At 52.9% G+C, this 26882-nt stretch carries 20 protein-coding genes, 4 pseudogenes and 2 riboswitches; of the genes and pseudogenes, 12 read left to right on the top strand and 12 right to left on the bottom strand.

Annotation, left to right across the window (positions count from 1 at the left end):
• The first annotated feature begins 52 nt into the window (after positions 1-52).
• From vapB to AD948_RS10635, 4 genes and pseudogenes are all read left to right on the top strand, one after another.
• A complete protein-coding gene (vapB, locus tag AD948_RS10655) occupies positions 53-277 on the top strand; it encodes a type II toxin-antitoxin system VapB family antitoxin (protein ID WP_061471938.1) in 225 nt (74 codons plus the stop codon).
• Positions 278-688: a type II toxin-antitoxin system tRNA(fMet)-specific endonuclease VapC gene (vapC, locus tag AD948_RS10650; protein ID WP_061471936.1), complete on the top strand. Its 411-nt coding sequence runs from the start codon at positions 278-280 to the stop codon at positions 686-688.
• A 525-nt stretch (positions 689-1213) separates the two neighbouring features.
• Positions 1214-2115 (top strand): annotated as a pseudogene (locus AD948_RS17800) (Nramp family divalent metal transporter).
• Between the two features lie 189 nt (positions 2116-2304).
• Positions 2305-4518 carry a TonB-dependent receptor gene (locus AD948_RS10635; protein ID WP_248845997.1) on the top strand — a complete coding sequence of 738 codons (2214 nt, stop codon included), beginning with the start codon at positions 2305-2307 and terminating at the stop codon, positions 4516-4518.
• 263 nt (positions 4519-4781) lie between these two features.
• Here AD948_RS10635 and AD948_RS10630 read toward each other — a convergent pair whose 3' ends face one another.
• The 3 genes from AD948_RS10630 to AD948_RS10620 form a co-directional block, all read right to left on the bottom strand.
• Positions 4782-5681, bottom strand: coding sequence for a LysR family transcriptional regulator (locus AD948_RS10630; RefSeq protein WP_061471930.1), 900 nt, complete (start codon positions 5679-5681; stop codon positions 4782-4784).
• Between the two features lie 322 nt (positions 5682-6003).
• Positions 6004-7032, bottom strand: a complete 1029-nt coding sequence (locus tag AD948_RS10625; RefSeq protein ID WP_061471927.1) for a methionine synthase — start codon at positions 7030-7032, stop codon at positions 6004-6006.
• A 27-nt stretch (positions 7033-7059) separates the two neighbouring features.
• Positions 7060-8043, bottom strand: coding sequence for a DUF1852 domain-containing protein (locus AD948_RS10620; protein ID WP_061471925.1), 984 nt, complete (start codon positions 8041-8043; stop codon positions 7060-7062).
• Between the two features lie 380 nt (positions 8044-8423).
• Positions 8424-8656, top strand: a riboswitch (cobalamin riboswitch).
• 326 nt (positions 8657-8982) lie between these two features.
• On the opposite strand from AD948_RS10620, the gene AD948_RS10610 reads away from it, so the two are divergent.
• Positions 8983-10077 carry a Rieske 2Fe-2S domain-containing protein gene (locus AD948_RS10610; RefSeq protein ID WP_061471921.1) on the top strand — a complete coding sequence of 365 codons (1095 nt, stop codon included), beginning with the start codon at positions 8983-8985 and terminating at the stop codon, positions 10075-10077.
• A gap of 83 nt (positions 10078-10160) precedes the next feature.
• On the top strand, positions 10161-10454 hold the full coding sequence (locus tag AD948_RS10605) for a hypothetical protein (protein ID WP_237915041.1): 294 nt from the start codon (positions 10161-10163) through the stop codon (positions 10452-10454).
• A gap of 506 nt (positions 10455-10960) precedes the next feature.
• Here AD948_RS10605 and AD948_RS10600 read toward each other — a convergent pair.
• From AD948_RS10600 to AD948_RS10575, 6 genes and pseudogenes are all read right to left on the bottom strand, one after another.
• On the bottom strand, positions 10961-12265 hold the full coding sequence (locus AD948_RS10600; RefSeq protein WP_248845996.1) for a hypothetical protein: 1305 nt from the start codon (positions 12263-12265) through the stop codon (positions 10961-10963).
• Positions 12266-12441: 176 nt separating this feature from the next.
• Positions 12442-12672 (bottom strand): annotated as a pseudogene (locus AD948_RS10595) (CbtA family protein); the annotation flags it as partial.
• Between the two features lie 15 nt (positions 12673-12687).
• On the bottom strand, positions 12688-12897 hold the full coding sequence (locus AD948_RS17790) for a CbtB domain-containing protein (RefSeq protein WP_082782400.1): 210 nt from the start codon (positions 12895-12897) through the stop codon (positions 12688-12690).
• Positions 12898-12927: 30 nt separating this feature from the next.
• Positions 12928-15183: a TonB-dependent receptor gene (locus AD948_RS10585; RefSeq protein WP_082782399.1), complete on the bottom strand. Its 2256-nt coding sequence runs from the start codon at positions 15181-15183 to the stop codon at positions 12928-12930.
• An 85-nt stretch (positions 15184-15268) separates the two neighbouring features.
• A riboswitch (cobalamin riboswitch) is annotated at positions 15269-15475 on the bottom strand.
• A 390-nt stretch (positions 15476-15865) separates the two neighbouring features.
• Entirely contained in the window at positions 15866-16126 is a 261-nt protein-coding gene (locus tag AD948_RS10580) for a hypothetical protein (RefSeq protein ID WP_167385436.1), read from the bottom strand.
• Between the two features lie 331 nt (positions 16127-16457).
• Positions 16458-17456 (bottom strand): helix-turn-helix transcriptional regulator, encoded by a 999-nt coding sequence (locus tag AD948_RS10575; RefSeq protein ID WP_061471911.1) that lies wholly within the window; start codon positions 17454-17456, stop codon positions 16458-16460.
• A 156-nt stretch (positions 17457-17612) separates the two neighbouring features.
• Between AD948_RS10575 and AD948_RS10570 the strand changes: the two genes are divergently transcribed.
• From AD948_RS10570 to AD948_RS10560, 3 genes are read left to right on the top strand one after another with little or no spacing between them, the layout of a single operon-like run.
• Complete coding sequence (locus tag AD948_RS10570) at positions 17613-19343, top strand: ABC transporter ATP-binding protein (protein ID WP_248846000.1); 1731 nt, start codon at positions 17613-17615, stop codon at positions 19341-19343.
• Positions 19340-21097, top strand: a complete 1758-nt coding sequence (locus AD948_RS10565; protein WP_058988574.1) for an ABC transporter ATP-binding protein — start codon at positions 19340-19342, stop codon at positions 21095-21097. Before AD948_RS10570 ends, AD948_RS10565 begins: the two co-directional genes overlap by 4 nt.
• A 26-nt stretch (positions 21098-21123) precedes the next feature.
• Positions 21124-23241 carry a TonB-dependent receptor gene (locus AD948_RS10560; RefSeq protein ID WP_061471907.1) on the top strand — a complete coding sequence of 706 codons (2118 nt, stop codon included), beginning with the start codon at positions 21124-21126 and terminating at the stop codon, positions 23239-23241.
• Between the two features lie 214 nt (positions 23242-23455).
• On the opposite strand, the pseudogene AD948_RS18980 reads toward AD948_RS10560, so the two are convergent.
• Positions 23456-23841, bottom strand: a pseudogene (locus tag AD948_RS18980) (IS481 family transposase); the annotation flags it as partial.
• A 171-nt stretch (positions 23842-24012) separates the two neighbouring features.
• Between AD948_RS18980 and AD948_RS17780 the strand changes: the two are divergent.
• From AD948_RS17780 to AD948_RS18730, 3 genes and pseudogenes are all read left to right on the top strand, one after another.
• Positions 24013-24192, top strand: a pseudogene (locus tag AD948_RS17780) (IS5/IS1182 family transposase); the annotation flags it as partial.
• 43 nt (positions 24193-24235) lie between these two features.
• Positions 24236-24745: an isochorismatase family protein gene (locus AD948_RS10550; RefSeq protein WP_061471903.1), complete on the top strand. Its 510-nt coding sequence runs from the start codon at positions 24236-24238 to the stop codon at positions 24743-24745.
• A gap of 9 nt (positions 24746-24754) precedes the next feature.
• Positions 24755-25297 carry an NADPH-dependent FMN reductase gene (locus AD948_RS18730; RefSeq protein WP_061471897.1) on the top strand — a complete coding sequence of 181 codons (543 nt, stop codon included), beginning with the start codon at positions 24755-24757 and terminating at the stop codon, positions 25295-25297.
• 170 nt (positions 25298-25467) lie between these two features.
• On the opposite strand, the gene AD948_RS10535 is transcribed toward AD948_RS18730, so the two are convergent.
• Both AD948_RS10535 and AD948_RS10530 read right to left on the bottom strand, forming a co-directional pair.
• Entirely contained in the window at positions 25468-26004 is a 537-nt protein-coding gene (locus AD948_RS10535; RefSeq protein WP_061471893.1) for a hypothetical protein, read from the bottom strand.
• Entirely contained in the window at positions 26001-26783 is a 783-nt protein-coding gene (locus AD948_RS10530) for a helix-turn-helix transcriptional regulator (RefSeq protein ID WP_061471891.1), read from the bottom strand. The genes AD948_RS10535 and AD948_RS10530 overlap by 4 nt, the downstream gene beginning before the upstream one ends.
• Positions 26784-26882 lie beyond the last annotated feature (99 nt).

The raw sequence follows: 26882 nt of genomic DNA, 5'->3' as shown, positions 1-26882 counted from the left end.
CTTTGTTGAAATGGGATATACATGATGCATATCCATTGGGAGGGATGTGCCAATGCTGACCCGTACGACACTCTTTCTATCCAACCGCTCGCAGGCAGTGCGTCTGCCAAAGATGGTCGCCTTCGGGGAGCAAGTGCGTGACGTCGTCATTGTGTCCGAAGGTTCACGACGGATCATAGCCCCCGCTGACGCAGCGTGGGATAATTTCTTTGCGGCTCCCGGGTTGGATCTGGGAGAGCGGAACCAGCCGGTCATGCAGGAACGTGAGGCGCTCTGAATGCTGCGTTACCTGCTGGATACGAACCTCTGTATCCGGGTATTGCGAGATCGGCCGCAGGGGTTGCGTCCGAAGTTCAACAGTTGTGCGGAGGAACTTTGCATCTCGGACGTGGTTCTGTATGAACTGCTTTATGGCGCGGAACGCTCGTCTGATCCCGTGCGCACAAGACGTGAGGTCGAGCACTTTGGGGCAAGGCTGGCGATCCTGCCATTCGACAGTGAAGCGGCCGCCCATACGGCAGACATTCGGGCCGAACTTGAACGGAATGGCCGTATCATAGGTCCATATGACCTCATGATTGCCGGGCATGCCCGGAGCAGAGGGCTGATTGTGGTGACCGGTAATCTGCGTGAATTTCAGCGGGTAGAGGGTCTTCGAACCGAGGACTGGCTGACTGACACGGTCTGATCGAAAGAGGGCGCAGCGAGATAGAATATTGATAAAAACGATTGTTTATCAATCGACTATGTCATGCAGCGAGCCTCTCTACGAACCCGCTGACAAGCAGCAGTTTTCTTTGGTTGCAGGCCCCCGCAACCATTGATACCCTCAAAACCCCGCTAAGTCCCTGACTTGACGGGGTTTTTTGTTGCGCGTAACACCACACGCCTATCAAATTCCCCATCATTTCAATGACTTGGCGCCAGTAGGTTCAAATCGGGGTACCTGATACCCGCAACCAACTGCTTCGTATATTGGCGTAGAGGGGCGGGGCAGCGCGTATCCGGGCGCAGGAGAAAGAGCGGGGAGGGGGGAGAGAGTGACAACCTAACAGCTAGCTTGCTGGGAAGAATTGTTTCTGTCTGGGAGATATATTCCAATGAGGATAGAATAGCAAATGCTATATATATGATTATATACATGATAATTTTGTATATACTTTTTAATATAGCATATTGCATATAGTCGCAGTGTACGATCTACTGGGTCATCATGGCCCATCGCACTCACGTCAGCACTCCGTCTCCTGTCTCGAAACCTAGAGTCTCGCGCTTTGCCAAGCTGACGGAAACCGACAGTAACAGCCTGCCGGAAGCCTTTGCCACGGTGCATCTGTCGTCTGGCGACGCATCTTGGCTCCGGCGTTTTCTGGCCTTCGTGGGGTCGGGTTACATGGTCTCGGTCGGCTATATGGATCCCGGCAATTGGACGACCGATCTCCAGGACGGTGCGCAGTTCGGCTACACCTTGCTTTCCGTTATTATGCTGTCGAACCTGATGGCGATCCTACTCCAGGGCCTGTCAGCACGGTTGGGCATCGCGACCGGGCGGGATCTCGCACAGGCCTGTCGCGACCATTTTCCACCGGCCATCAACATCATACTGTGGCTGGCCTGCGAACTGGCCATCATCGCCTGTGATCTGGCCGAGGTCATCGGCACGGCCGTGGCGCTTCAACTCCTGTTCGGGATTCCTTTGCTTGCGGGCGCCGTGATCTCGGTGCTCGATACCTTCATTATCCTGTTCCTGATGAACAGGGGCTTCCGCTATCTGGAAGCCTTTATCATCGGGCTTCTGAGCATCATTGCCATTTGCTTCGCCGTTCAGGTCGTGGCGGCAGCCCCGCCTCTGGCGGGTATCGTGAAGGGTTTCCTTCCGTCGCCTGAGGTCGTGACCAATAGCCAGATGCTGTACATCGCGAGTTGCTGCTGTTCAGCCAAGTCATCCTGTCGATACAACTGCCCTTTGCCGTCATTCCTCTGGTCCTGTTCGTCTCCGACCGCCGAAAAATGGGCGAGTTCGTCATTTCCAGGAAACTCGCCGCGCTCTCGTGGATCGAGGCGGTTGTCATTCTGGTTCTCAACTTCAAACTGCTTTTCGACACGATTTCCTAGGCTCAACCGCCCTCGGGGCACCCTTCACAGAAGAACCATATCCTCATGCTCACCTCGAAATATAGCAAATGCTATTCCTATAAGCACAGGCATTCCGGGGAGAATTCCGGTCATAAATGCATCCGACTTCGCGCGAGTTCACGCGCTATGCTGTGTTCCTGCGTGGCTGCGGGACTGAGCTGGTTCTGCATGAACACGGCAAAGGCTGATGAAACTATCGCTCTGGGTACGGGCACTATGACCGTCAAGCCCGCATCAGCGACGCAGAATGTCGAATCTGCCCGCCACGAGAGAAAAAAAAGCGCACGGAAGAAGGCCACACCGTCTGGAAAATCGGCTCCGACCGACTCAAGCGCCCCTGAGCACATCAATGTCGTCGGCCACCTTAACCAGGAGCGCGCGCGCATTTTCCCCGGCTTGGGAGCTGTCGATTACCACATCGACCAGCACCAGATTACCACCACACCTGGGGGACAGAATGCGGCCTTCAGCCAAATCCTTCTGCGTGTGCCCGGCGTCGTGCTCGACAGTTATGGCGAGGTCCATGTGCGTGGAGAGCACGGGGGTCTCACTTACCGCGTCAACGGTGTGCTGCTGCCCGAAGGACTGAACGGCTTCGGGCAGGAACTTGATACCCGCATCATCCAGTCGGTGGATCTACTGACCGGAACCCTGCCAGCACAGTTCGGCTTCCGCACAGCAGGCGTGGTGGATGTGACCACCAAGACCGGCGACAGCCTGAAGCACAACCAGGTCTCGCTTTATGGCGGGAGCTACAACACGTTCGTGCCGTCCGCGCAGCTTGGTGGCCAGCATGGAAAGCTGGATTATTTCACCACGCTGTCGTTCACCCGTAACAATATCGGTATTGAAAACCCGAGCGATACCTTCCGAGCCGTTCATGATGTGACGGAGCAGGAAAAAGCCTTCTCCTACCTGTCCTACCATATTGACGATGTCAGCAGGGTGACGCTGCTCACCAGCGCCTCCTATGCGGATTTCGAAATTCCCAATTCGTTCAAGACATTCGATGTGAACAGCCCCGACTATACCACCATTTATGCTGTGGCCGGCGTGAATCCTCATGATCCGTCAATGAACTGGGCGAAGATGAATGACAGCCAGACGGAACAGAATTACTACGCTGTGCTCTCCTATCAGCGTACAACGGACAAGCTGAACTTTCAGGCATCACCCTATTTCCGTTATGGCCGGATCGATTACACGCCCGATCGCGATCGTGACCTGATTTATCAGGGTGTTTCCGAACATGAGGTCAACGACTTCACAACCGGCGGCATGCAGTTCGATCTGTCATACGAGGTAGCGCACCACCATACGTTGCGGGCCGGTCTTCTGGGGCAATACACGTCCGAACGGCTGGATACCAATACGTTGGCCTTTCCCGTCGATGCGCAAGGAAAACAGAGTTCGAATGTACCGGTGCGCCTGATCGACAACACAGGCAACTGGTCGGTCGAGGCCGGGGCGTATATCCAGGACGAATACAAGATCACCCGTAATCTGACGTTCAATTATGGTATCCGTTACGACCGGTTCGCGTCCTCCTTTGGCAACGAGGGACAGTTGAGTCCCCGTGCGAACATGGTCTGGAAACCGACACGAACCACGACCCTTCACATCGGTTATTCGCGCTATTTCGCTCCACCTTCACCCCAGTATGTCTATCCATCAACATTGGCCAAATTCGTAGGCACAACCAATGCTGCAGCTAACCTGATCAATGACGCGACGAAGGTCGAAAAATCAAACTATGTGGATGGGGGCATTCTTCAGCGCATCACGCCCGAGTTCCAGATCACACTCGATGCCTACGCCAAATGGGCGCACGATCTCACCGATCTCGGACAGTTCGGCCGTGCGGTGATCCTGGCACCATTCAGCTACAAACGTGGCCGGGTCTACGGTGCCGAATTCGGAAGTTCATGGAAACATGGGCCATGGTCATTATTCGGGAATTTTTCCTACGTAAAAACGTCGGCTCGTGACATCAATTCCGCACAATACCAGTTTGATACGGCTGAGCTGGCCTATATCAAGAGTCACGCCATCCAGCTTGACCATCAGGGAGAATTCACCGCGACAGCCGGCGCTTCGTGGACCACGAAGCACGATATGGCCTATGTCGATTTCGTCTATGGTTATGGCCTGCGCAGCGGCTTTGCGAACCTTGAGAAAGAGCCGGAATATGACGTGTTCAACATTGGCTACCAACACACCTTCACAAAGGTTCCATTCGGACACGACATCAAGGTGCGGGCTGATGTCGTTAATCTGTTCGATAAACGCTATCAGCTCAGGAACGGCAGCGGGGTCGGAATCTATCAGGCACAATATGGTCAGCGGCGCGGAACGTTTTTCTCAGTTGTTTCGGAGTTCTGACCGTTCATCACCGTATGGTTAGTATTCTCAAGCGAATGGAAGATAATAAGGGGCCGCGTAGTCGCAGGAGGCGCATGCACAAATCGCAGTTTCAAAGGGATTGGTCGGCCCCATGTCTGCTCTCTGGCAACGCAGATCGAAGGTCAAATGGCTGAGGTGAGGCGTAAACGGAACATCGGTATCGAAAGGAAAAGAGAGAAACCGGACATCGTAAAAAAGCAGAGACGCGAAGATATTCTAAATGTGAATTTCGGAAACAATCCTTAACGATCTGAATGAGGTGAAGCGGCGAATTCGATAAAATCTCGCAGATATTGAATCTCTTCGTCAGTTTCGCGGCGACCAAGAAATATCTGTTTCGCAATGCCTTTTTTGCCAAGTTTTACAGGGTAAAGTTCAAAGCGGGAGGCATACTCTTCCACCAGCCAGCGCGGTAGCGCTGCGACGCCCCTTCCATGGGTCACCATCACCAGCATGATGTCCGTCGTCTCAATCTGCTTTTGCTGCCGTGGGCCAATCCCGGCTGGTTGCAGAAACTGCGTGTAAATATCAAGCCGTTCTGACGGAACGGGATAGGTAATCAATGTTTCATCTGCAAGCTGCTCCGGCAATACGAACTTTTCCTCACGTAAAGGATGTTCGGGACCAACAGCCAGAACGAGTTCATAATCAAAAACCGGTGTGAACGTCAGGCCGGGTTTGTAAAGCGGATCAGGTGTGACCAGAATATCAACTTCATTACTGAACAGCGCGCCAATCCCACCAAACTGGAACTTCTGTCGCACATCCACATCAACCTTCGGCCATCTATCTAAATAGGGAGAGACCACCTTCAGGAGCCACTGATAGCAGGGGTGGCATTCCATGCCGATGCGTAGTGTACCGCGCTCGCCATTTGCGAATTGTTCAAGGCGATTTTCTGCAAGTTCAAACTGCGGAAGCAGACGGTTCGCCAGTGATAACAGCCATTCCCCTGCCTGGGTGAGCACGAGTGACCGTCCCTCTCGCCGCCATATCTTTACGCCGAGCTGCTGCTCGATCTTGCGGATAGAATGGCTGAGCGCTGGCTGGGTCAGATTCAAGCGCATCCCGGCGGCCGTCAACGAGCCCTCTCGCGTGACTTCCCGAATGATTGTCAGATGACTGCGCTCCAGAATACTCATGTCTCGTCCAATAAATGCATAAAATTCATATAATGATAAAAATATATCATTTTAATTCATTTTTATAAATGCTTATCGTGACGCTTCTGCGCGATCCATTCGGATAGTTTCCCATGGTTTCGACTGACAACTACCGCTTTCTTCGTTCTGGATTTAAATGCGGCCTCAATCTTCCGCCTGAAGCCTTCAGGAAAAAAGTGGGCGCTGCACCTCTTTCCGCCTGACATGACTGACACACTAAAAAGCAGGCTATCGGAAGAGTGCACCGACGTGGTTGTCTCTGCGCCTCTTCCTCCCACCGAAATCCCAATCCAGCGGTCTCTCAGACCGAGAGCTCTTTGCGAACAATTTCCACGCCTGCGCCTAAGGCATTGAGTTTGCCTCGCGCCACTTCGCGCGACAAAGGAGCCATACCGCAGTTGGTGCAGGGATAAAGCTTGTCGGCATCGACAAACTGAAGTGCCTTTCGCAAGATGTCAGCGACCTTCTCGGGCGTCTCAATGGTATTGGTTGCCACATCAATAGCGCCGACCATGACCTTTTTTCCACGAATGAGTTCAATCAGATCCATCGGAACGCGGGAGTTCTGACATTCCAGTGAAATCAGATCGATATTGGATTTCTGCAGTCTGGGAAAGATCTCTTCATATTGTCTCCATTCCTGACCAAGAGTATTTTTCCAGTCAATATTGGCTTTGATGCCATAGCCGTAGCAGATATGGACTGCGGTTTCGCATTTCAGTCCTTCAATAGCTTTTTCTAATGTTGCGATACCCCAGTCATTCACCTCATCAAAGAAAACATTGAAGGCGGGTTCATCAAACTGGATGATATCGACGCCTACCGCCTCCAGCTCTTTGGCTTCCTGATTGAGGATTTTGGCGAATTCCCAGGCCAGTTTCTCGCGACTTTTATAGTGGCCGTCATAAAGTGTATCGATCATGGTCATAGGGCCAGGCAGCGCCCACTTGATGGGCTTCTTCGTCAGTGTGCGTAAAAACTTCGCATCCTCGACAAAGACCGGCTTCTCACGCGTCACGGTGCCTACGACTGACGGCACACTTGCATCGTAGCGGTTGCGAATTTTAACCGTCTGACGGTTTTCGAAGTCGACACCACTGAGATGCTCAATAAACGACGTGACGAAATGCTGACGTGTCTGCTCACCATCGCTGACGATATCAATTCCGGCACGATCCTGATCGTCCAGGGTTAGACGCAGCGCATCCTGTTTACCCTTGATCAGTTCCTCACCCTGCAATTTCCAGGGTGACCAGAGCGTCTCGGGTTTGGCAAGCCATGAAGGTTTGGGCAGGCTGCCGGCCGTTGAGGTAGGGAGCTGTGTTTTCATAAGGGATGGCCTTGTGTTTCTGATTGATCAAACGGCGTAACTGGCAGACCACTGCTCAAGAACATCGTGATACGGCTTGATGAAATTCTCTTCCGTATATTTCCCCTGTGCGGTCGCCAGCTGGCTGCGCTCCTCGCGATCGTAGACAATTCGGGTATTTGAATAGTCCTGATGCTTCAGGCTCGGCTGATAACAATCAGCAGCAACAGAATTGGCATTGTAAATTTCAGGACGGTAAACTTTCTGGAAAGACTCCATCGTGCTGATGGTGCTGATAAGCTCAAGAGCGGAGTAATCAGACAGCAGATCGCCGGAGAAATAGAACGCCAATGGTGCCATGCTATTGGGCGGCATAAAATAGCGAACCTGCATTCCCATTTTTTCAAAATAGTAATCCGTCAGGGAAAATTCGCGCTGCTGATATTCAATACCCAATACAGGATGCTGATTTTCTGTCCGATGATAGATCCGATTGGTTGAGACACTAAGGCATATGACAGGGGGCTTCCTGAAATTATTTTTGTACGCCGTGGAATTCACAACGCTCTTAAAAAGATTTCCATGCAAGTTCCCGTAATTATCAGGAACACTAAATTCTGGCTTATCTTTGTTATATTTCGGTAGCAACACGCTGAAGTCATAGTCCCGCACATACGAGGAAAAACTGTTCCCTGTGAGACCTTCTATGCGCTTGTTGGCTTTTTTATCGACAATCGTCGTGTTCAGAACTTCGATCAGCGGAAAGCTGTCGCTTTTGCCAGAAAAATCGATATCCATGTCGACGGAAATGATTTCAAGCTCGACGGAATAGCGATCCCTATTGGGATTATCCCAATGGGCCAGATCATTGAAACGATTGTCAATCATCAGCAGGACATTACGCAGGTTTTCCTGACGGCTTTCCCCTCTCGCCAGATTGGCGAAATTGGTCGTGAGGCGCGTCTTATCGGATGGATGATAGTTCTCATCAAAGCGAAGTCGATTGATACTGAATGTAAAGTCCTTAATCATTATGGCTCTGCATCCCTTTTACCACGAAAAACCAGAATTTGATTTATGGGGATTCAAGATGGCCCCAATTTTCGTTTCCAGTTCTCTCAGGTCGTGGTCATCATCATGTGTACTGGTAAGCGCGGTGTCTGCTTTATGCCCGAATGATACAGTGAACAAAAATGATTTTATTTCATAAAAACATAAATATCGTTCATGGGTTGATGGAAGCAAAGCCTTACCTGGAGGAGATAAAGCCAGAGACATTATCAACGGGGCGCTTGTTTTCCGGCGTGTCGGCGAGCCAGACGGATGTTCTACATGCGAAAAACTGATATCTGCCTTCTGCCCCATCCATGATGTTCCAGCTTGCACGCTGGATGCGTTTGGCGGCATGTTACAGAGGCAAACGCTTCAATGGTCCCGCGCAAGCGGGTTAATAGGGAACTCCGTCACGCACTGGTCAGACGACCGTCCAGGCGCAAAGTCGGAGGCTGCTCCCGCAACTGTAGGCGGTATGCCGCTGGTTCGTTCGCTCTGAACGTGGACCACTGTTCCCATAGGGGACGGGAAGGTTGGAACCGGTTGGCCATGATCCGTGAGCCAGGAGACCTGCCATTGCTCAGCCACCAACCGTCGGGCGGGATGACCGAAGGGAGGAGAGAATATATGCCTGTCTGCCTCATGCCTCGGTCGTTCCTGATGAATCAGGCGACGGCTTTTTTCAGGCCAGAGTTTTTTACCCCATCATTTGTGGCCGATATACGAATGACGCTTTTGTGCTGCAGACAGCATTGATCCGTTAGACACTTGAGATTCAGTCACCGGACAGGGACGCATTCTGTCCGGTATTGGTAACGGGTACACTTGCTCAGAGAAACTGTGAGAGACGGTATGACGCTCCATGTCGGGGTGTTGCTTCGTTTCGCTTTGCGCTGAGCCAGTTGAAATGCCGAGGCAATGGAAAACGAGCTTCACCAAATTTCAGACCATTCAGCGTGCGCGGCAGAGATCGATTTAAGACGTGTCAGAACCAATCCTGACTTCTGGTATCCTGTCGCCTGGTTCCGTGAATTGGGACGGGAAAAGGCAATCGATGTCCGGTTTGCAGGACGGCATATCGTCGTCGTGCGTCCCAAAAGCGGTGTGCCTTACGCTCTGGATGGCCTGTGCGCCCATCGGCAGGTTCTGCTCGCCAAAGGAGAGGTCCATGGTGATCTTCTAAGCTGTATCGCTCATGGTTTGAAATATAATCGATACGGACAATGTGTTTCGCCCAATGTTTCTGCCGAAGCGCAATGTCTGCGTCTCAGGACCTGGGCCTGCCGGGAAAAAGATGGGCTCATTTTTGTTTTTATGGGGGATCAGTCTCTTGCGGACAAAACCCCATTCCCTGACTTTCCAAGGGTGAGAGACAGACGTTACCGCACGCGGCGCTTCGGCCAGGTGGTGAACTGTCATTACAGTTTCATGCATGAAAACCTGATGGATATGAATCACCAGGTTCTGCATAGCCGACTTGTCGGCAAAATGAAGCCACGGTTTCTGGGAATGGATCACGGAGATGATTTTGTTGAGGCCCGTTACACGTTTGCACGAACGGGCGGCAAGCAGCCTTTGAGTGAGGCGCTGATTTACGGCCAGAGACGCCGTGACGGTCGGGATTTTGCCTATCGGGACGTCATGACCATCAGGACACAATATCCCTATCAGAGCCTGCGTATTGAAACGCAAGGGATTGAGGATCCCGTGATGGAACTGTGGATCTCGTATCTCCCGCAGGACCGTGAGGAGCTGACCAACCGTGTCTTCGGTCTGTTGTCGATCAAACGACTGAAAGTGCCTTTTTTACTGGATATTGCCTGGCCAATAGTGGTCGCATTCACGGAGCGCGTCTTCTCTGAAGATCGCGAGATTGTCGAGTTGGAACAGGCCGCCTGGAAAGACCTCGGCGGAGATCACAATCAGGAAGTCTTCCCGGTTATCAAACAACTTCGCGATTTGCTCAGGCGGTGTGGTCAGATGCCAAAGAGCGCAGAAGAGGCCGACCCATGAGATTGCCTATTATCGAGCGGTCTTCGCATGTTCTTCATCCTTTGCTTGAGAAGATCCTTCTTCTGGCACCGGATCGAACCTGTGTGGTTTCCCTTTTGGGAAGTGATGTGTCTTTGCCAGAAGAAGAACAATTGCAGCAGAATGGTTATGAACTGTTTCAAATGATGGTAGCCGATTTACCAATCACGTATCACGAACGCGGCAACTATCTGGAAGCACATTTCAGGCCGCTTCTGGACGCGGCGATGGAGATGATAATGGCTCTTCCCGATATATCAGCAGACGCATCAGGGAAACATTACGCGCAAGCCTATATTGCGGTCCAGAACCTGATCGGGGCGCAAAAAGGCGCGATGAGCATGTATTGTCGCACATAGCACCGGACTATTGATGTCATGATCTCGTTGTCCTGAATTTCCGTTGTTCCGTTAGACGAAGTTTGCCGCCAGCAAGTGGACACAGGCTAGACGTATGATTGTTTAAAGAATTCGAACTAATAGGAGACAGGCCGTGAGTAATGTCATGGATTTCCCCGTTCAAAGCGGGGCCGCTAGACCCTATCTGGGCGCAAAAGATCTCACAAAAGAACAATGCCGATTCATCCTCTCCCTTCCGATAAGTGGCGAGTATGGTGTCCCCAAAGGGGATCATGGTAGCATTCGTGCATCATTGATATTGATGGGATATGTGGCCGCCGGATTTTCCGCGCGGTGGGGAAGCGCGGCGGCGCGTCTTACGCGTAGAGGCTGCAACTTGCATCGCAAATTGCTATCAGATGGTATTCTATGACGGAGTAAATAGAATATTTCAGACAAGATATTATCATTTATCACTAAAACTTATTATTCATTAGAAATGATATTTCTCTCGTTTATTTGAACATTTACCGGCGCTTTATAAAACCGAGACGTCTCATACCGATCGTGACGCCGGTTATATAGATGCTCAAAACACAGCACAGGGTGGGGAATATCACCATCAAACGAGCAGTAGGAGACCGCAACCACGACCAGAAGTCCATGTTGTGCGGTCCATACACCCACCAGCGGGACTTTTGTGCCGCACTGTCGAAAGCGGTGATCACTTCTCCCGTTCGTGCGTCAAGATAAAAGAGCGTTCCGTTTGCAGCGGCCATACGAATGACAGGGAAATGACGCGTGTGCGTGGGACGATTGAAATAGTACAGGTCTGGGGATGCCAGAAAGGTGGCTGATGCCCCTAACTCTGTTGTTGTGAGCGGAGACGGCGACAACTGGGCATCAAGCCGTTTGTGATTGCCAACAGAATCAGTAACGGCCAAGAAGATATGCCCTTTTAGAAACGCACTGCTTACGTCTGTCCAGTCAACCGTATGTAGACGGACGATACGGTTAAGAACTGCGAGGATTTCCTCGCCCGTCACACTTCCTGTCACATGCACGGCCGAACGCGCTTCTCGCTCGCTTGCAAAAACGCCGCCTGGATTCATGGTGAAAAAACCTGTAGTGATCCAAGACAAGGCAAGAAGGCCAAACATCATGCCGCCAAGATGATGGGCAAGATGCCAGCGACGATAATACGAAAATGGCCATCGACGTCTCAGACGTAAAAGGCCGATGGAAAGGCCGGTTGCAGTCAGAAACATTCCTATTCCCGCCAGCAAGATGACGGTCCATTTCCACATCAGAGGATTGCGTCGCAATATGGCAGGATAAAGCCAGTGTGGGATTGCACCCATCCAGGACCATGCGCGCGAACTCGTATCAGTCGCCTGCACCACATCCCCCGTCAATGATGATATATAAACGACAAGTTCTTGCGGACCTGAAAAGCGAAATCGTTCAAAACCAGTCAGTCTACCGGGAGTATCAAGCACCCACTGGTCATCCGTGGTCGTACCAGTAAAAACAGGCGGACTTTGCACCCCAACTGAGGATGCGTAAGCCGCCGCATTCATACTGGCATCGTTTGGTGTGATGGATCCCGCTCTTCCCGTCCTCAAATCAATGCTGACAGGCGGACCAGAAATAGGAACGAGGGTGAGAACTGGTTCGGAACCGGTCATGCTGAGGCGGAACGACTGGAAGCGTGCCCCATACTCGTTCAAGGCGTTAATCAGGGGCAGATGTGTAGGCAGATAGAAAAGACCATGTACTTTTTCAGCTGAGACACGATCTGGGGTAGGCCAAGGCTGCCACAGCATCACCATCCCTGAAAGGCACCACGACATCATGAGTATCCCCATGCTGATCCCCAGCCAGCGATGGGTGATATAAAGAGTTCTGAGCAGGCGTTTGCGAAGATAATGATGCACAGAAATTGTCACGGCCGTCATGATGAGGCCTCAAGCACACGTGCGGCCATAGGCGCACCCGAGCAGCGCCCCGCAAACAGACCGCCATACGCTGCGCCGTACACCACAATCGCGGTCAGCAACCCCCATCCTGCCTGCACCGCGCGGCTCACCAGTTCCGGTTCGGCCGGTTCATGCGCCAGAGCGGCCTGATGAGCCTCGTAGGCAATGGACAGGTTCACCTGCGATTCACCGAAGATCCGCGCAAAAAGGAAAGCGAGTATCCCGGCGAACATGCCGCGGGACAGCAGGCGACCCATCATGTTCTCAGATCCCCGTCAGTGACACGGGAAACCGAGGAGATGGCGTCCATCATGGACGAATTCATGCACCATGTGACCGGAGACGAGGGACGTCGCGTCCTGTTCCGCACCAACGAAATAAAGCTGCAGGGCGAACAGGAGCGTTCCGAAAACAACCCAAGGCAGCAGGGACTTCACAGGGATTGGCGCCGCTGCGGAAACGGGAGGAAGAGTGCGGGTGGTAATGGATGATTACTCCTTATGGCTGGCAGGCTATCAGAAACCCGCCTGAACACTGATAGAAAAAGACCGGGGCGCGCCCAGAAGCACCTGATCGGGATAGCTGGTGTCCGCCCACTGGATGAAATGCTTGTTGCCGATATTGTCGATACGGCCATACACGGTCACACCCTTGTAGGCATGCCATGCGGCGAAAACATTCACGAGTGCATAATCCTTCAGGGTCAGGGTATTGGCGTAATCACCCTTGCGGGAAGAGACGTATCGCATGCCTGCGCCCAGATCGAGGGGCAGGCCCTGCACACGGGACCAGATAGCCCACAGATTGGCGGTGACGGCCGGTACGTCCGGAACCTGATTACCTGACGCATCGACCGATGCGCTGGGATGGAAGGAGCCGTAACGTGAATAGGTATAGGCGACATTGCCGGAGAGGCTCCAGTGGCGATCGAGAACCAGATCGCCCTGCCATTCCAGTCCGCGCGATTTCTGCGCACCGGCCGTGGCCACCGTATCGACGCCGGTTGCGACGAGCATGCGGGTGCGTCGGATATCGTAGAATGCCAGTGTCGTCGTGAAGCGGCCATCCCACGCATTCGCCTTGATGCCGATCTCACCCTGCCTTGAATGGCTCAGACGCGTGAACTGGCCACGGTTGGCGAGGAACAGATTGGAGCCCGGCGGGTCTTCTCCTGTTGTATAGACCCCATACACGCTCACATTTTTGGTGATATCGAATACGGGACCGATACGGAAATTGTCGGGATTGTAGTGTCCCTTGAAGCTGGTGGCGGCGCTGTAACTGCCATCCTGATTGTAATTCTGCCGGTTCAGCGAAAGCCAGTCGTACCGAAATCCCCCGACAAGCCGCAGATCGTCGCGAATGGTCAGCACGTCTTCCATGAACAGCCCGGCCTGCACCATGGTCGTGGGGGATTTCTTGTAGGGATATTCCCCGGCGAAGTCTTCCAGTCCTGTCTGTTCAGGACTGGCGAGAGAAACGCTGTCGGCATAATCCGCGTTGGGAAAACCACGGTTGCGGATGAAGCGAAGATAGTAGGCATCGCCGCCGAGAATGAAGCGGTTCTTCATGCCAAAAATTGTGGAATCGAACCGGGCGTAGAGACTGTCGCCGACCTGATGCTGATTCTGGAAAACGTAGAATCTGTCGCGTCCGATGCGGCCCGGTGCAATCGTGTTTCCACTTGCGTCCGTGCTGCCGGCAGAACCGATATAACTGAGGCTTTCGGCGTTGTTCCACAGACGTTTCGAATAGATGAAGTAGCTGCTGTTATGGATCAGGATGTTTGGTGTGGCTTGCCATTCCAGATGAAGCGTTGGCGTGGCGTTCACCGAACTCGCCTGTGCATTACGCACATTATAATAACGCCACATCGAGGCTTTGGTAATGCCAAGCCCTTGTGAGGAACTGAGCAGACCGCCCACACGTCCCCCTGTCTGCGACAGATTGACCAGCGGTGTGCCGTAATAGGTGGAGAGGCGATCGGTCAGATAATCCATGCTCAGCCGAGCAGTGAATTTGTCCGTCGGCTTCCACAGAAGGGTTGTCGTGAAATCGTTCGAGTGAGGGTCAGCCCCTTTCACATAGCCATCTGAAGATGTACGACTGAAATCCGTGCGCAGAGCCAGTGTTTTAGTGATTGGCACTGAACCACCGATCCCGGCATTCCATGTATTAAAGCTGCCGTAGGACAGCAGGGCATTTGCATGCGGTGCATCGAAGGCGGGGTCACGGGTTCGCACATCTTCCGTACCGCCAACCGCACCCTGCCCATAAAGAACGGAGGATGGCCCCTTCAGGATCTGCACGCTTTCCAGATTGAAGCTGTTCTGAGGGCGGTTCACCATTGTGGTGGGACCGAAATAGATCCCGTCCCGCAGCACGAGGATCTGATTGCCGCTGAAGCCTCGCATCAGGAGCTGCGCAGGGCTTCCGGGCGAACCGCCAGATGTCACGCCGGGCGCGCTGTCTGCAGCGTCCTCGGCCTGGGCATAGCCACGCTGCATCATCAGGTCATGTGAAACGACATTGATGGTGGCGGGAGAATGCTGAATGGACAGACCCAGCTTGCCAGCGATGGCCGGAGCTGTCTTGAGCGTCGGGGTCTTGCCATAAGACGTTATCTCTTCGGGCGCGCCATTCCAGAGAGTGGACGGTTTCTTAAAGGGCTGTGCTTTTGCCTTCTTGGTTTGGACTGTTGCGGCACAAACAGACGAAACACAGCCAACACTGATAACTAATAGGCCAAAGACGCGGGGTACGGCACGCACGACAATTGCTCCGACAGGGCGTCACCGCGGTGGAAACGACCGAGCATCGTTTCGCCCCCGACACACCCCGTTCGGCAGCTCCGTCCGTGACTTTCACGCTATGGCAGGTCTCCTGGCTTGCTGGTCATCGGCAGGTCGGAGCCTTCCCGTCATCAATCGAAGATAACAGTGGCGTTTGTTCCGACAGCCTCACAGCATACAGTTGCGGGGGCAGCACCGGTATTGCACCGGTTTCCCTCTTAGCCTTCCATGTGGGAAACACACGGAAAGAACCATGGCTGGTTGTCTCTAGACAGGAAACAGCGGGTTCTTGTCAACAGAAACAACCTGTTTCCAGTTCTCGATTGTGAAAAGCAGTCTATGAATTCAGGTTCTGACACGAGAGGAAAAAGAATGGGTTTGTAACGGTTTTGTGCCGGTCAGGAAGTGATTATGCCACTCCTGCTTCGAAAGCGGGAAGGCTGCTTCCTACCTAAACTTGGTCGCGGGAAATCACGCTAGCTGTGTCCGCTATGCAGAAACGGCATCCAGCGATTTTATGCCCAGAATGTCGGCGGAAGCTGACATAGCTCTGGATGCATGAACTTTATGCTTTATGAGGGTAGGGGCCTTTATTTCAGTAGGAGGTCATGCGTGTGCCGAAAAAAGTTCATTAAAACAGCCTATTAATCTTGCTTTGCTCTCAACTTGCGGTTGCCGCAAGCTGAGAACCAATCCTGTCCCCGCACCATCTGAATTTGCGATGCGAACGCATCATGAACACCAGTCCGGAAACGGGCGGGGTTTTCGTTTGTTCGCTGCCCGACGCAACCGTCATGATGCCGACGAGATCGCCACGCACATTGATCTGTAGTTCCAGCTCTTCGCGCCGCATATTCGTCCGGTTGTCGCAGGTGCCCTCGTTGCTTGCCGTCGAGCAGCCGAGCAAGGTGCGGGAGATCATGGAGTACCCTCGCATCCATTCCATGGCGGATTGTCGTTGCCTCGAAAACGAAGCATATTTTCCTGCAAGAATTTAATGAGGTCAGACATGACTGTTCTGCGGCTGAACCACATCACTTTGGCAGTCAGAAGATGGTTGCTTGCTTCGGGACGGTTTGTCTCACACTCTGATCGACCACGGTAGACTGGCAGGCAATGCAGGAGGGCGAATGGGAGGAAACCATGCAAAATCTCAAAGGAAGGCCGAGCTTGCCAGTGCATGCTGCGCCAAAAGTGCCGTCGCTGAAGATGGTCTCGCATCCTTTTGGTCTTTGATGTGACGGAACATATAACTATGGTAAACCCGACATGGGCACCTTGGATGGGCTGATACCAAACTCTCTTTTGAAGAGTTTTGCAAAGTGCGAGCTGTTTGAATATCCAACCTGTAAAGCGACGTCTGTTACGCTTGTGGTTTGGCGCATAAGTAAAGATTTAGCCCTATCCATGCGAATTTTTTGTAAAAACCCATAGGGACCGTTCTGATAGTATTTTTGAAATCCGTCTTTTAAACGCTTTTCGGAGAGACCGACCCGTTCTGCGAGCATTTTGATTGTCCATGGCTCGGCGAGGTGCGTGGTCAGTAACGCGGCGGCTTCACGGATACATGCTTCGTAGCGACCCGCCTGGCGCCATAGTGCTGCTTTCTTGTCGCTGTCGAAAGCTTCCAGCACTTCATCCAGCAGGCACAGTGAAAAACCTTCCAGCATAAGAGAGCGTCTGCCATCTACTGCTGCCGACCGAAGTGTCCGTGCTGTAGCACCTAGCGTGAATGTGCGCGAGAGGCGCGCCATCCAACACGCGGCTTTTCCTATAACTTGGACAGGTCTGTCGTGGGATGTCGCCTTGGCAAGAAAACCGGGCATGAGCTGTTCTAGTAGATCAAAGCTCACCCTAAGTTCCAGCCCGCTGAATTTCTGGCCTGCTGTTAACCCAAAAGTTGTTTCCCCGGCTGCCAGATTACAGGCAACAATTACGTCTCCCGTCTGGTAGTTCAAACGCGGGGACGGTGCGTGATCGCTGCGATGCCGGAAAGTGCCGTAGGCGAGGCCTTCAGTAATAAGGACGATAACAAGCTGAGGGGAGGCGGAAAAAGTGCCCATGAAATCTCTGCGCGCATAGAGGTCGAACACACCTAGCTCCAGCCCCTCCCTAAGAGTGAAGGTGCGCATCCGGCCTTGTAAGGCCGCTTCCCGGCCGAGTTTGTCCACGTCCTTGTAATAGGACGGAGAAAACGCATGAGCCTGCTTCATTTGCGTGCGTGAAACACGCGATAAAATCTCTACGGACATGAGCGCTATGGCCTCAGGATTAAAAATAATAAGAATGATTATCAATTACAGGACCGGATCGCAATGGTTTGGTTCGATCGCGGTAGCGAGAAGCGTCAACTCCGATCATGACGGGAGGTGCCTTTCCACCTGCCGGAACAGACCAAAGCCCTGCACATGTCCTGTTGTTCATCTGACTGCTTGAGTATTTCGGATTATATAAACCGGTATAAACCACGGTTTTATGTAGTCAGTGTTTTTTCTGTTCTGACAGCCCTGAGCGCGCTTATCCCACTTGTTGTTCTAAGCCAGCTTTTTCGTTCTCTTCCTGCCCAGTCGGCTACGCGGATTGCGCTGTTTTTGCTCCCTGCCGTTTTTCTGCCGTTTCTGTGTCAGGGGGCAACATCTGTGCTCTGCCACAGGTTGGCATTTGATGTGGTCAGGGATTTACGCAGGGCTATTTTAAATCTCACACAAAGACTTCCGGCTGATTATACGGCCAGTCACAGAGCAATGTTAAAAAAACTGGCGCTTGATGACAGTGCCGAATTTGAGACGGCCATTGCGCATACTTTCCCCGATACAATTATCAGCCTTGTGACAGTTGTGGTCAGCCTGCTTTTTCTGGTGGTTATTTCCCCAGTCATGGCTTTGGCCAGCGTCGGACTATTGCCAGTAGCCGCATGGGCCTGGCGGCAGATCGGGCGTGTTGCCTCTGGCAATGGTCGGGCATGGCATCTTGCTGATGTCAGAATCAACCAGAACATCATGGCCTGTCTGGAAGGGCTGATGACCCTCAAGGTTTTTAACAGATCCCCGAGTTCCCTGCCTCCACTGACAGAAGCATTGCAAGATGTGGCGCATCTGGCGTGCGATATGACGCGCCGCTCCAGATGGAGCTATGTCATGGTGTTTATGTGCGTTGGCACAAACCTGCTTCTGGTGCTGCCATGCGCAATCATCCTGCACATGACGCATGGTCTTGGCCTGCCTGATTGCCTGTTTTCCATTTTGCTTGGCATTGGGCTGATGACGCCACTTCAGCGTCTTATGTTTGTTTCAGGCACGCTTCCACGCCTGCGCGCAACATTGGAGCGCCTTAACGCACTGCGTGCAGAAAGCACCGCGCAACCCGCAGCACTGCATCCGTCAGTGACGGTTCAGGCCGACAGATACTACGATGTTGTGTTTGAAAATATCAGCCTTGAACGCTTTGAAAATGAAAATGTGCTGACGTCTTTCTCGCTAACATGTCCTGCGGGGCAGGTAACGGGCATTGTTGGGGCCAGTGGGGCGGGAAAAAGTACGCTTTTGCAGCTTGCTTCAGGTAATCTCAAACCAACATCCGGCCGTGTTTTGATTGGCGGCCATGATCTTGAAACACTTGTGCCGCAAGCTATTGGGCAGCTGATTTGCCCGGTATTCCAGAATCCTGTGCTTCTTGGGCACTCCCTTGCGGATAATCTTCTTCTGTATCGCCCGGACCTTGCTGAAAGTGACATTACTGATGTTCTGGCCGAATGTGATCTTTCTGGGTGTGTCAAACGCTTTGGGTTGCACGGACCGATCGGGCGGAACGGAGCCCGTCTTTCTGGGGGGGAGCGTCAAAGGTTGGCCATTGCACGGGTTCTGGTCAGTCGGGCTCCCGTTATTCTTCTTGATGAACCAACAGCTTTTGTTGACCCGGAACGTGAGTTCCATATTCAGAAAGCTCTTGCGCGTGCGCTTGAGGGGCGTACGATCCTTATTGTCGCGCATCGGCTTGCCACTGTGCGTGAGGCCGCGCAGATCGCAGTTATGGAGCATGGGCACCTGACTGCTCTGGGGCGCCATGAAGACCTCATGGAAAAATCAGCACTTTATGGAACCTATGCCCGTCACCAGTTTGGCGATGGAGCCATGCCATGAAGGGATACTACAAGGTTCTGCTGCGCACCCTTATTGCAGACCCCGCGTTGCGCGCTGGGTTTGTGTATGGCTTGGCATCCTCTGTGGCTGAAGCGGCAGGCTACGTCCTGTTACTGCTCAGCGTGCAATGGATGGCCGAGGGGCGTAGCAGTATCACATGCGCACTGATGATCCTGTTAGGTCTGGCCGTAGCTTTTGGCCTACAAGCGCTGTTTCGCGCCCAGGGGTTGGTGCAAGATTTTACCGGCACGTATCGTGCCATGTCACAGATCAGGCTGCGCCTGCTTGATCATCTGATGGCGCTCCCGGCCCAGCGGCAGTTGCCAGACGAAAGCGCCAGGCTGCTGGACCTCATGACAAGCCGTTTTGCTGCTGTGCAAGATATTTTCACCCATCTGTGGGGCATTGTCATTCCCGGTATGGCTTTACCCGCTCTGCTTCTTGTCCTGATTGGGTTCCTTTCAGTTTCTGCTGCCGCTGTTCTGGCGCTCAGTTTACCGGCTGTTATTGGCATGATGCTGCTGGCATTCCGCCTGCTGGATAAGGCCGATGCCGGTCTTGCCTCTGCACAGGAAGCTTATGCGCAGGCTACACTGACGCTTTTGGAAGGTGCCGGTGAGATCCGTTTTTTTGACACACAAGGGCAGATTTCCTCTCGTGCAGAGGCGGCAACGGACAGCCTGAAAACAGCCCAGATGGCGCTTGAGGTGGCTCCTGCACCTGCCATTATGGGGTATGCCCTTGCCGCCCAGACCGGAATGGCTCTTGCCATTGGCGTGCTGGTCATGAGTTTTCAGCAAAAAGGTCTCTCCGCTGGTGCTGTTTTTGCAGCCATTATACTGACCTACCGCTTTACCCGCTGTGTTGTTGAATTGGCAGGCCAGGTTGCTGGGCTACGTTTTGCGAGGAATACACTCCACCGTATGAGCCAGATTATGGTGCGACCCAACATGACCCAGGCTGAAAAAGTTGCGGAGCCGGAGGGGTACTGCCTGCATTTTTCAAATGCCTCGGTTCTTTTTGATGCAGATAATCCCTCTGCTGGTGGCCTTGCCCCGATTGAAGGAACAATCCGCCGAGGTACAAAAATTGCACTTGTTGGCATTTCAGGTTCTGGCAAAACCACACTCGCACATTTGGCTCTTCGCCTGCAGGACGTTGGTGCAGGAGCTATTACAATAGGTGGGGTGGACCTGCGGGGCATGGACCGCAGTATGCTTGGCCAGAGCATTACTCTGGTGCCGCAGGACGTGCACTTTTTTGAAGGAACAATATCCGACAATATCCGCCTTGGTTGCCCTACGGCCTCTGAGGCGGCAGTGCATGATGCCATCAAACAAGCCCATGCTCATGAGTTTATTCAGCAGCTGCCTCATGGCCTCAACACAGAAATCAGGGCTGCCGCAACTGCGCTTTCCGGCGGAGAGAAGCAGCGCCTCGCCATAGCGCGTGCACTGCTTATGAACGCACCTTTACTGGTGATGGACGAAGCAACCTCGCAGCTTGATACGATGAGCGAAGCTGCCATTCGCAGCACCCTACAGCACATTGGGGGGGATCGCACAGTAATCACAATTGCTCACCGCCTGTGGATTGCACAGGACGCCGACGAAATCTGGGTGATGGAGAACGGTCACATCGTGGAGCGTGGCACGCACAAAGCCCTCATGTCTTTCAACAGCACCTATGCTCGGCTCTGGCACGCACAACAGCGCCCCCGGTCATGGGTTGCCCCCAATGCCCCACTGAACTGACCCTTACTCTCTTTGGAAAACAAGATATGTCTTACTTTAACACTCACACATCAGCACGGTGGCATCAGAAACTTTATAAAGGCCTTATGGCTGGCGGGGTTCTTGTATCCTGTTCTGCGCAGGCAGAAACAATAGCGGCCAAAAACAACACAAGTGCGCCAAAAGCCGCAAAGGAACATCTGGAGGTCGTTGGTGTCCGTCAGCCTCGGCGGCTGGACCAGACGGGCACAAGCGGGCAGTTTGTAACGGGCACACAACTCCGCCAGAAACAGGTGTGGGAGACAAATGATCTGGCGCGCGTGTTACCGGGTGTGCAGATTCAAAACTCGGGGAGCTTTCTTTTCCCCGCCATTACAGTGCGCGGTATTACCTCGGCGCAGGACCTCTATCATCCAGCTACAACATTTTATGTAGATGATGTTCCCGTGCTTCCCATTAACGCTATGCAGTCTCTTATTGGTATTGAGAGCGTGCAACTGCTGCGCGGACCACAGGCGGCCCTGTATGGCCAGAGTGCTGAAGGCGGCGTGATTGATATTGCAACGCGCCAGCCCGGTCCGCGTGCCCATGCCTCGTTCGAGGCCGGGGCGGAAAGCCGTTATGGTTACCATGTAACCGGCACGGCAGACGGCAGTCTGATAAAAGACTGGCTTTATGGCTCCATTGCCCTGACTTCTCAGGAGCAGCAGGGCAATGTGAGCAATCCGTCCACGGGTTCCAGACGTCTTGGTGGTTTTGAAAGCCGTGGAGGGCGCGCCACGTTGCGACTTGCGCCAACCGACCAGCCCTGGGAGTTGGCCTTTGCTGTTGATGGTTCCTGCAGTTACGGGAGCCAGGATGTTTATGTGGGCTTCAACAATTTGCGCGATCGTAAAATTGCAAGTGTTGTGCCGGGCACTCCCGACCCGCGTCTGAGCCGGTGTGGGCATGACGAATCTCTACACGGCGCCTATCATTTTGATGGGTGGAAACTCAGTGTCATAGCCTCATGGCAAGACAGCGATATTTCGCGTTCGTTCCCTTACTATTCGTATGTTTCTACCCAACCGGAGCAGTGGAGCGCTAATACGCAGGAACTGCGCTTTGGTACAGAAGGCAAACATCGTTTTTTTGACGTTGTAACGGGGTTTTATCATCAGACAACATATCAGGATCGTACAAGCCAGACGGCCGCTTATGTTCCAAGTTACATTCCCTACCCACTGACCGCATCGCATAACCGTGCGGAAACAGTGGCCCTTTATGGCAATGTTTATTGGCATATTTTGAAAAATCTGGATCTGGGGCTAGGTGGTCGTCTCTCGCGTGATATGTCCAGCATAGCGTTCAATTCGACCTATGGCGGGCAAACGCTTTATGCGGGCAATAAGAGCCGCAATCAGAACATGAGCCTCGGTAACGTTTCTCTCGATTATGAAGCTTTGCCGGGCTGGCATCTTCATGGCCGGGTCAGTCAGGGCTACAAGCCTGCCGGGTTTAACTACGCCCCAACAAGCATTGCAGATGCAACATCCTACAACCCGGAACGGGAGCTGAGTTACGAGATAGGGACGGTGTACCGACATAAGAAATTCTTTGTAAGGGCAGGGTATTTTTATAATCACTTACAGAACGAGCAAGTCTATGTTGGTCCGGCAGGCTACCAGACAATTGCCAGTGCCGCACGTGCACATGCCAGTGGTGTGGAAGGGGAGATTCAGTGGGAGTTCAGACCCGGTTGGATTATTGGGGCAGATGGCAATAGAACAATCTCGAAGTTCGATAGCTTTAATGATGGCGCAGGCAATAACTATGCTGGCCTGCGTATGCCTTACGTTCCTGAGTTTATGGCTGCGGGGCATCTTTCAACGCGGTTTCAAACGGGTTTTGGGCGTATTGAACCCGGATTGGATTTGCGTGTAACTGGCCCGCAGTATTTTGATATTGCCAACCTGCTAAAACAGCCTACGTACACACAGCTAGACCTAAGAACAACTTGGTCTTTCGGGAGCCGTTACGAGGTAATGGTTTATGCGAACAACGTAACCGACAAACTATACCGTACCTATGCCTTTACAGGGCCTGCGGGAAATGTGGCGCAGATCAGTTTTGGCAGAACTGTCGGCTTCAACCTTAAGGTTGCCATCGGAGATAACTCCAAATAATGAGAGCCGCCGCTACCAAAAATGGTTCAGCCCCTTTGTTCTACATCGGGGTTATTCCCTCCATTTGGGGTGTTTACATAGCGCAAGGCGTATTGGGCGGGCTTACGTTTGCCAGTCTGGTTCGACAGTCAGCCTGATCTCAATCCGGCCAGGCTGGTCTTCATCGACGGAACCGCCGTCTCGACAAAGATGGACCGAGCGGGAGCATCTATCGTTCTCCATCTGCCGTCTGCAATTTAGGAAGATGTTTCACATCGATATGGACATAACCGGGATCGTAATCCCGGAATGTTCCCGAACTGGTGCGGTCTTTGGGGCAGAAGGCAGCCCGTTCAATCCAGCATCTTTCAGAATACGCCAGATGCTGTCCCGATATATAAGGCAGGAAATGCCGCACTCTTCCTCCGAGGCTTTCCAGGTCAGTTTCCAGGGACGACTGCTGTGGTTCTGGCAGGCGTCTGAACCACGCCTGCGCCACTTGCGGACAGTTTCATCGCTGATCCCGTAGCGTCTGGCGAGCACGGATGCCGGTTCTGATGAACGCGCTATGTCAGCCCGGACGGCTGGTGTCGTGCGTGCCTGTAGATGGATCTGAAGCATCATTCGTTCTCTCTGCAGACGGAAGAAAACCATAGAGCGTAACACGGTATTTCCCACGCTACATCATCCCAATGACGTCTCATAACCTGACTGCTAGTCACCCACCCAATCACCATAGGAGGCATGGAATCATAGACATGCACATAAACCATGGGGTTTTTAGAACCCTCCAGATGGAGCGGTTATCATAGAAGAAGCCGTATCGAGACGAAAATGCACTGCATCAAACTGCTGGGGCAGCGTCTGACGGCCTAGGATTTCGACCGTCAGGTCACGGAGGTTCACGTCCGCGTCGCCATACTCAACCAAATTACAGCACTCGGAATCCCTCTCACACACGCCGTCCAGTAAAAGAGGGTCATAAAAGACCTATTCCCGCTCATATCGCTGATTTGTGCAACAGAGCCGGCGGAGATCATGGGGGAGGGCAGCAGCCAGGAAGTCTTACCGGGGTCGGGCTGGCATTGGCGGGCACTCTGTTCTTTTCACTGGGCAATATGGCGCACAGATCAACGAGCTTGTCCTGCTGAAGGAAGGGGAGCCGGTAGTTCTCAAGCACCATCCGAACGCATTCCGGGATGCGAACCTTAAAACACTTCTTGATGAGCGGGAAATTCGGAAACTGACCATTCTAGGCGCAATGAGCCATGTCTGCATCGACGCGACCGTCCGTGCTGCGGTTGACTTCGGATGCGACGTGACCGGGGTGCATGACGCGATCGCCACGCGTGATCTAGAGTTCAACCGGACAGAAGTTCCGGCAAATCAGGTCCATTCTGTATATATGGCGGCATTGGCATTCGCCTATGCAAAAGTCATGCCGACAGGTAAGATACTCCATACCTCGGAACGAGGTGTTATCGACAGCCATAGCTCCAGGGTTTTATATGAATATGATAATTAAAGCATTATCGTGAAAATATTGGCTATTTCAGGAAGCGCACGACACAACTCGACAAATACTGCGATGCTGCGCGCTCTGTCGTTCATGGCGCCAGCGACATTTTCTATCTCAGTATTTGATCAGGTGAGTGCGCTTCTGGTGTTCTCGCCAGACCTGGAAACGGGTGAACTTCCGCCACAAGTGTGTACCTTCATGGATCAGGTCGCTGCGAGTGACGGTCTGATCGTATCCAGCCCGGAATATGTGCGCAGCATTCCCGGAGGACTGAAAAATGCCATTGACTGGCTTGTCTCCGGTCATCTTCTTACTGAAAAGCCGATTGCCCTGATGCATGCTTCGCATCGGGGAGACGATATGCTTGCCGATCTGCGCACTGTATTCGGCACGGTCAGCAGTAAATTCTCCTGTGATCTTTTTCTTCGGTTCAGTCTCATGAACTTGACGTCCAACCAAATATCCGAAGTGCTGTCTGAGCCTCAAAATCGTGACAGGATCAAAGTGTTTCTGGAGAGTTTCTCTCTACTTGTACCGCAAAAGGCTGGCTTTTCATGAGTATCGTTGAAATGCCCGAACCGCCTTATTACGCTGTTATTTTCACATTAGTAAGGACAGAGACTTCCGGCAGGTATCATAAAACTGCTCTGGAAATGCTGAGACTAGCCGGAACCATAGCGGCCTTTCTGGGGATTGCGAAATGTGGCGCTGAAAGTCCGGATATGACTTCATAACTGCAGCTCAACAATCCTGCGAATATTCCAGAGCATGCGGCGGCGTAGTAACCCGCTGATGGGGCGGATCAGAAACCAGTACGGCGTAAAGCGTTGTCGGGCCTTGTCACTGAGGCAGAGAACACGTGTTTCGGTTATGAGGCGACACCTGCTCTTGCTGATGGGAACGACAGTAAAACCAAGAACCAGTTTACAGAGATCTCCCTGCTGTCCAGCCATGAAAGCGTTAGGAGAAGGAATGGAGCGCAGTCCATAATCGGGATGCCAGAACGCTCCAACCAGACCATAGGCAAGTGCGTGTTCGGTACGCGCCAGAAGCGTAAAATCTTCAAGATCCAGTGGCGGGGCAGACAGGCGCTTCATCAGTCGGCCAGGAAGTTCACGCAGACGGATAATCTGGCGCGCAAGGGGATCATTCTGTACGCGGAAAGCCGCAACAGCATCGAGAATATCAGATGCCTGACCTCGAATGATAATCGCGTGACGTTCAGAAAAATCATAATGTGGGAGCAGGATTTCGAAAGTGTTCATCTTGGTTTCAGTGTTACCAGCTGGTAGTGCGGCCATGTCGTGAAGGTGAGAGTAGTCTGGTCAAAGTCCAATGGACCATCAGTCGGATGTTGAAACCGACGAGGGCCGCCTTCTCGTAGTAATACACTTTGATTGTGCCACAGCCGTTCAAAATCCGGACTTCGGGATCGAAGCTCCTGCACGAGTGTTTCCGCCAGATGCGTGTCGCCATGGATGCTGGCAGCCCGGAATTCGGCAAGAACCCGTCGGGCACTGCCTTCCCAGTCATCCAGAAAGGTTCGGGCTTGGAGGTCGAAAAAGACATAGCGCAGCAGGTTGCGCTCATTACTGTCCAGCCATCCAACAAAGAGACGCCGGCCCGCTTTGTTGGCGACGCAGGCATTCCACAGGGGATCCAGCACATAACAAGGCATGGTTACCTGCTCCGGGAAAGTCCGGACGGGTTCCGGAAGACTGGATGCGGTGACTGGCCGTGAGGCATCGGGATCCTTCAACTGTGCCAGTTCAAACAGATAGAGCCTTTCGGCAGGGGATAGATGCAGAGCCGTGGCAATACGCGCCAGTGTTGTCGCCGAGCAGGAGACATTCCGCCCCTGTTCCAGCCATGTATACCACGTCGTGCTGATACCACAGAGTTGGGCGGCTTCTTCCCGCCGCAACCCCCGAGCCCGACGCCGTCCGGGCAGGACATGCAATCCAACGTCCTGGGGAGACAGGGCGTCACGCCGCGCACGCAGAAAGGCTCCAAGGGAGCGGTGCTGTTCAGAAGGAAGGTTCATGATGGTGGTTTTTATACCAGTATAAAATGAGACCTTATTCCTTCTTTTTGTATCCGGCAATCTGGCGTCGCAGATTACATAAGAGGCAGGTGAGAAAAG

It is taken from the genome of Acetobacter senegalensis (genome assembly GCF_001580995.1).
Classification (GTDB): domain Bacteria; phylum Pseudomonadota; class Alphaproteobacteria; order Acetobacterales; family Acetobacteraceae; genus Acetobacter; species Acetobacter senegalensis.
This window is presented reverse-complemented; position numbering and strand designations above follow the sequence as displayed.

What these genes read in the sequence shown, in the direction of transcription:
- AD948_RS10600 (WP_248845996.1), bottom strand. Translation starts at nt 12,265, where the DNA reads ATGGTGATGCTGTGGCAGCCTTGGCCTACCCCAGATCGTGTCTCAGCT.
- vapC (WP_061471936.1), top strand. Translation starts at nt 278, where the DNA reads ATGCTGCGTTACCTGCTGGATACGAACCTCTGTATCCGGGTATTGCGA.
- AD948_RS10575 (WP_061471911.1), bottom strand. Translation starts at nt 17,456, where the DNA reads ATGTCCGTAGAGATTTTATCGCGTGTTTCACGCACGCAAATGAAGCAG.
- AD948_RS10620 (WP_061471925.1), bottom strand. Translation starts at nt 8,043, where the DNA reads ATGATTAAGGACTTTACATTCAGTATCAATCGACTTCGCTTTGATGAG.
- AD948_RS10580 (WP_167385436.1), bottom strand. Translation starts at nt 16,126, where the DNA reads ATGATCTCCCGCACCTTGCTCGGCTGCTCGACGGCAAGCAACGAGGGC.
- AD948_RS10630 (WP_061471930.1), bottom strand. Translation starts at nt 5,681, where the DNA reads ATGAGTATTCTGGAGCGCAGTCATCTGACAATCATTCGGGAAGTCACG.
- AD948_RS10625 (WP_061471927.1), bottom strand. Translation starts at nt 7,032, where the DNA reads ATGAAAACACAGCTCCCTACCTCAACGGCCGGCAGCCTGCCCAAACCT.
- vapB (WP_061471938.1), top strand. Translation starts at nt 53, where the DNA reads ATGCTGACCCGTACGACACTCTTTCTATCCAACCGCTCGCAGGCAGTG.
- AD948_RS10530 (WP_061471891.1), bottom strand. Translation starts at nt 26,783, where the DNA reads ATGAACCTTCCTTCTGAACAGCACCGCTCCCTTGGAGCCTTTCTGCGT.
- AD948_RS10565 (WP_058988574.1), top strand. Translation starts at nt 19,340, where the DNA reads ATGAAGGGATACTACAAGGTTCTGCTGCGCACCCTTATTGCAGACCCC.
- AD948_RS10560 (WP_061471907.1), top strand. Translation starts at nt 21,124, where the DNA reads ATGTCTTACTTTAACACTCACACATCAGCACGGTGGCATCAGAAACTT.
- AD948_RS10570 (WP_248846000.1), top strand. Translation starts at nt 17,613, where the DNA reads ATGTCCTGTTGTTCATCTGACTGCTTGAGTATTTCGGATTATATAAAC.
- AD948_RS10610 (WP_061471921.1), top strand. Translation starts at nt 8,983, where the DNA reads ATGGAAAACGAGCTTCACCAAATTTCAGACCATTCAGCGTGCGCGGCA.
- AD948_RS10635 (WP_248845997.1), top strand. Translation starts at nt 2,305, where the DNA reads ATGAACACGGCAAAGGCTGATGAAACTATCGCTCTGGGTACGGGCACT.
- AD948_RS10535 (WP_061471893.1), bottom strand. Translation starts at nt 26,004, where the DNA reads ATGAACACTTTCGAAATCCTGCTCCCACATTATGATTTTTCTGAACGT.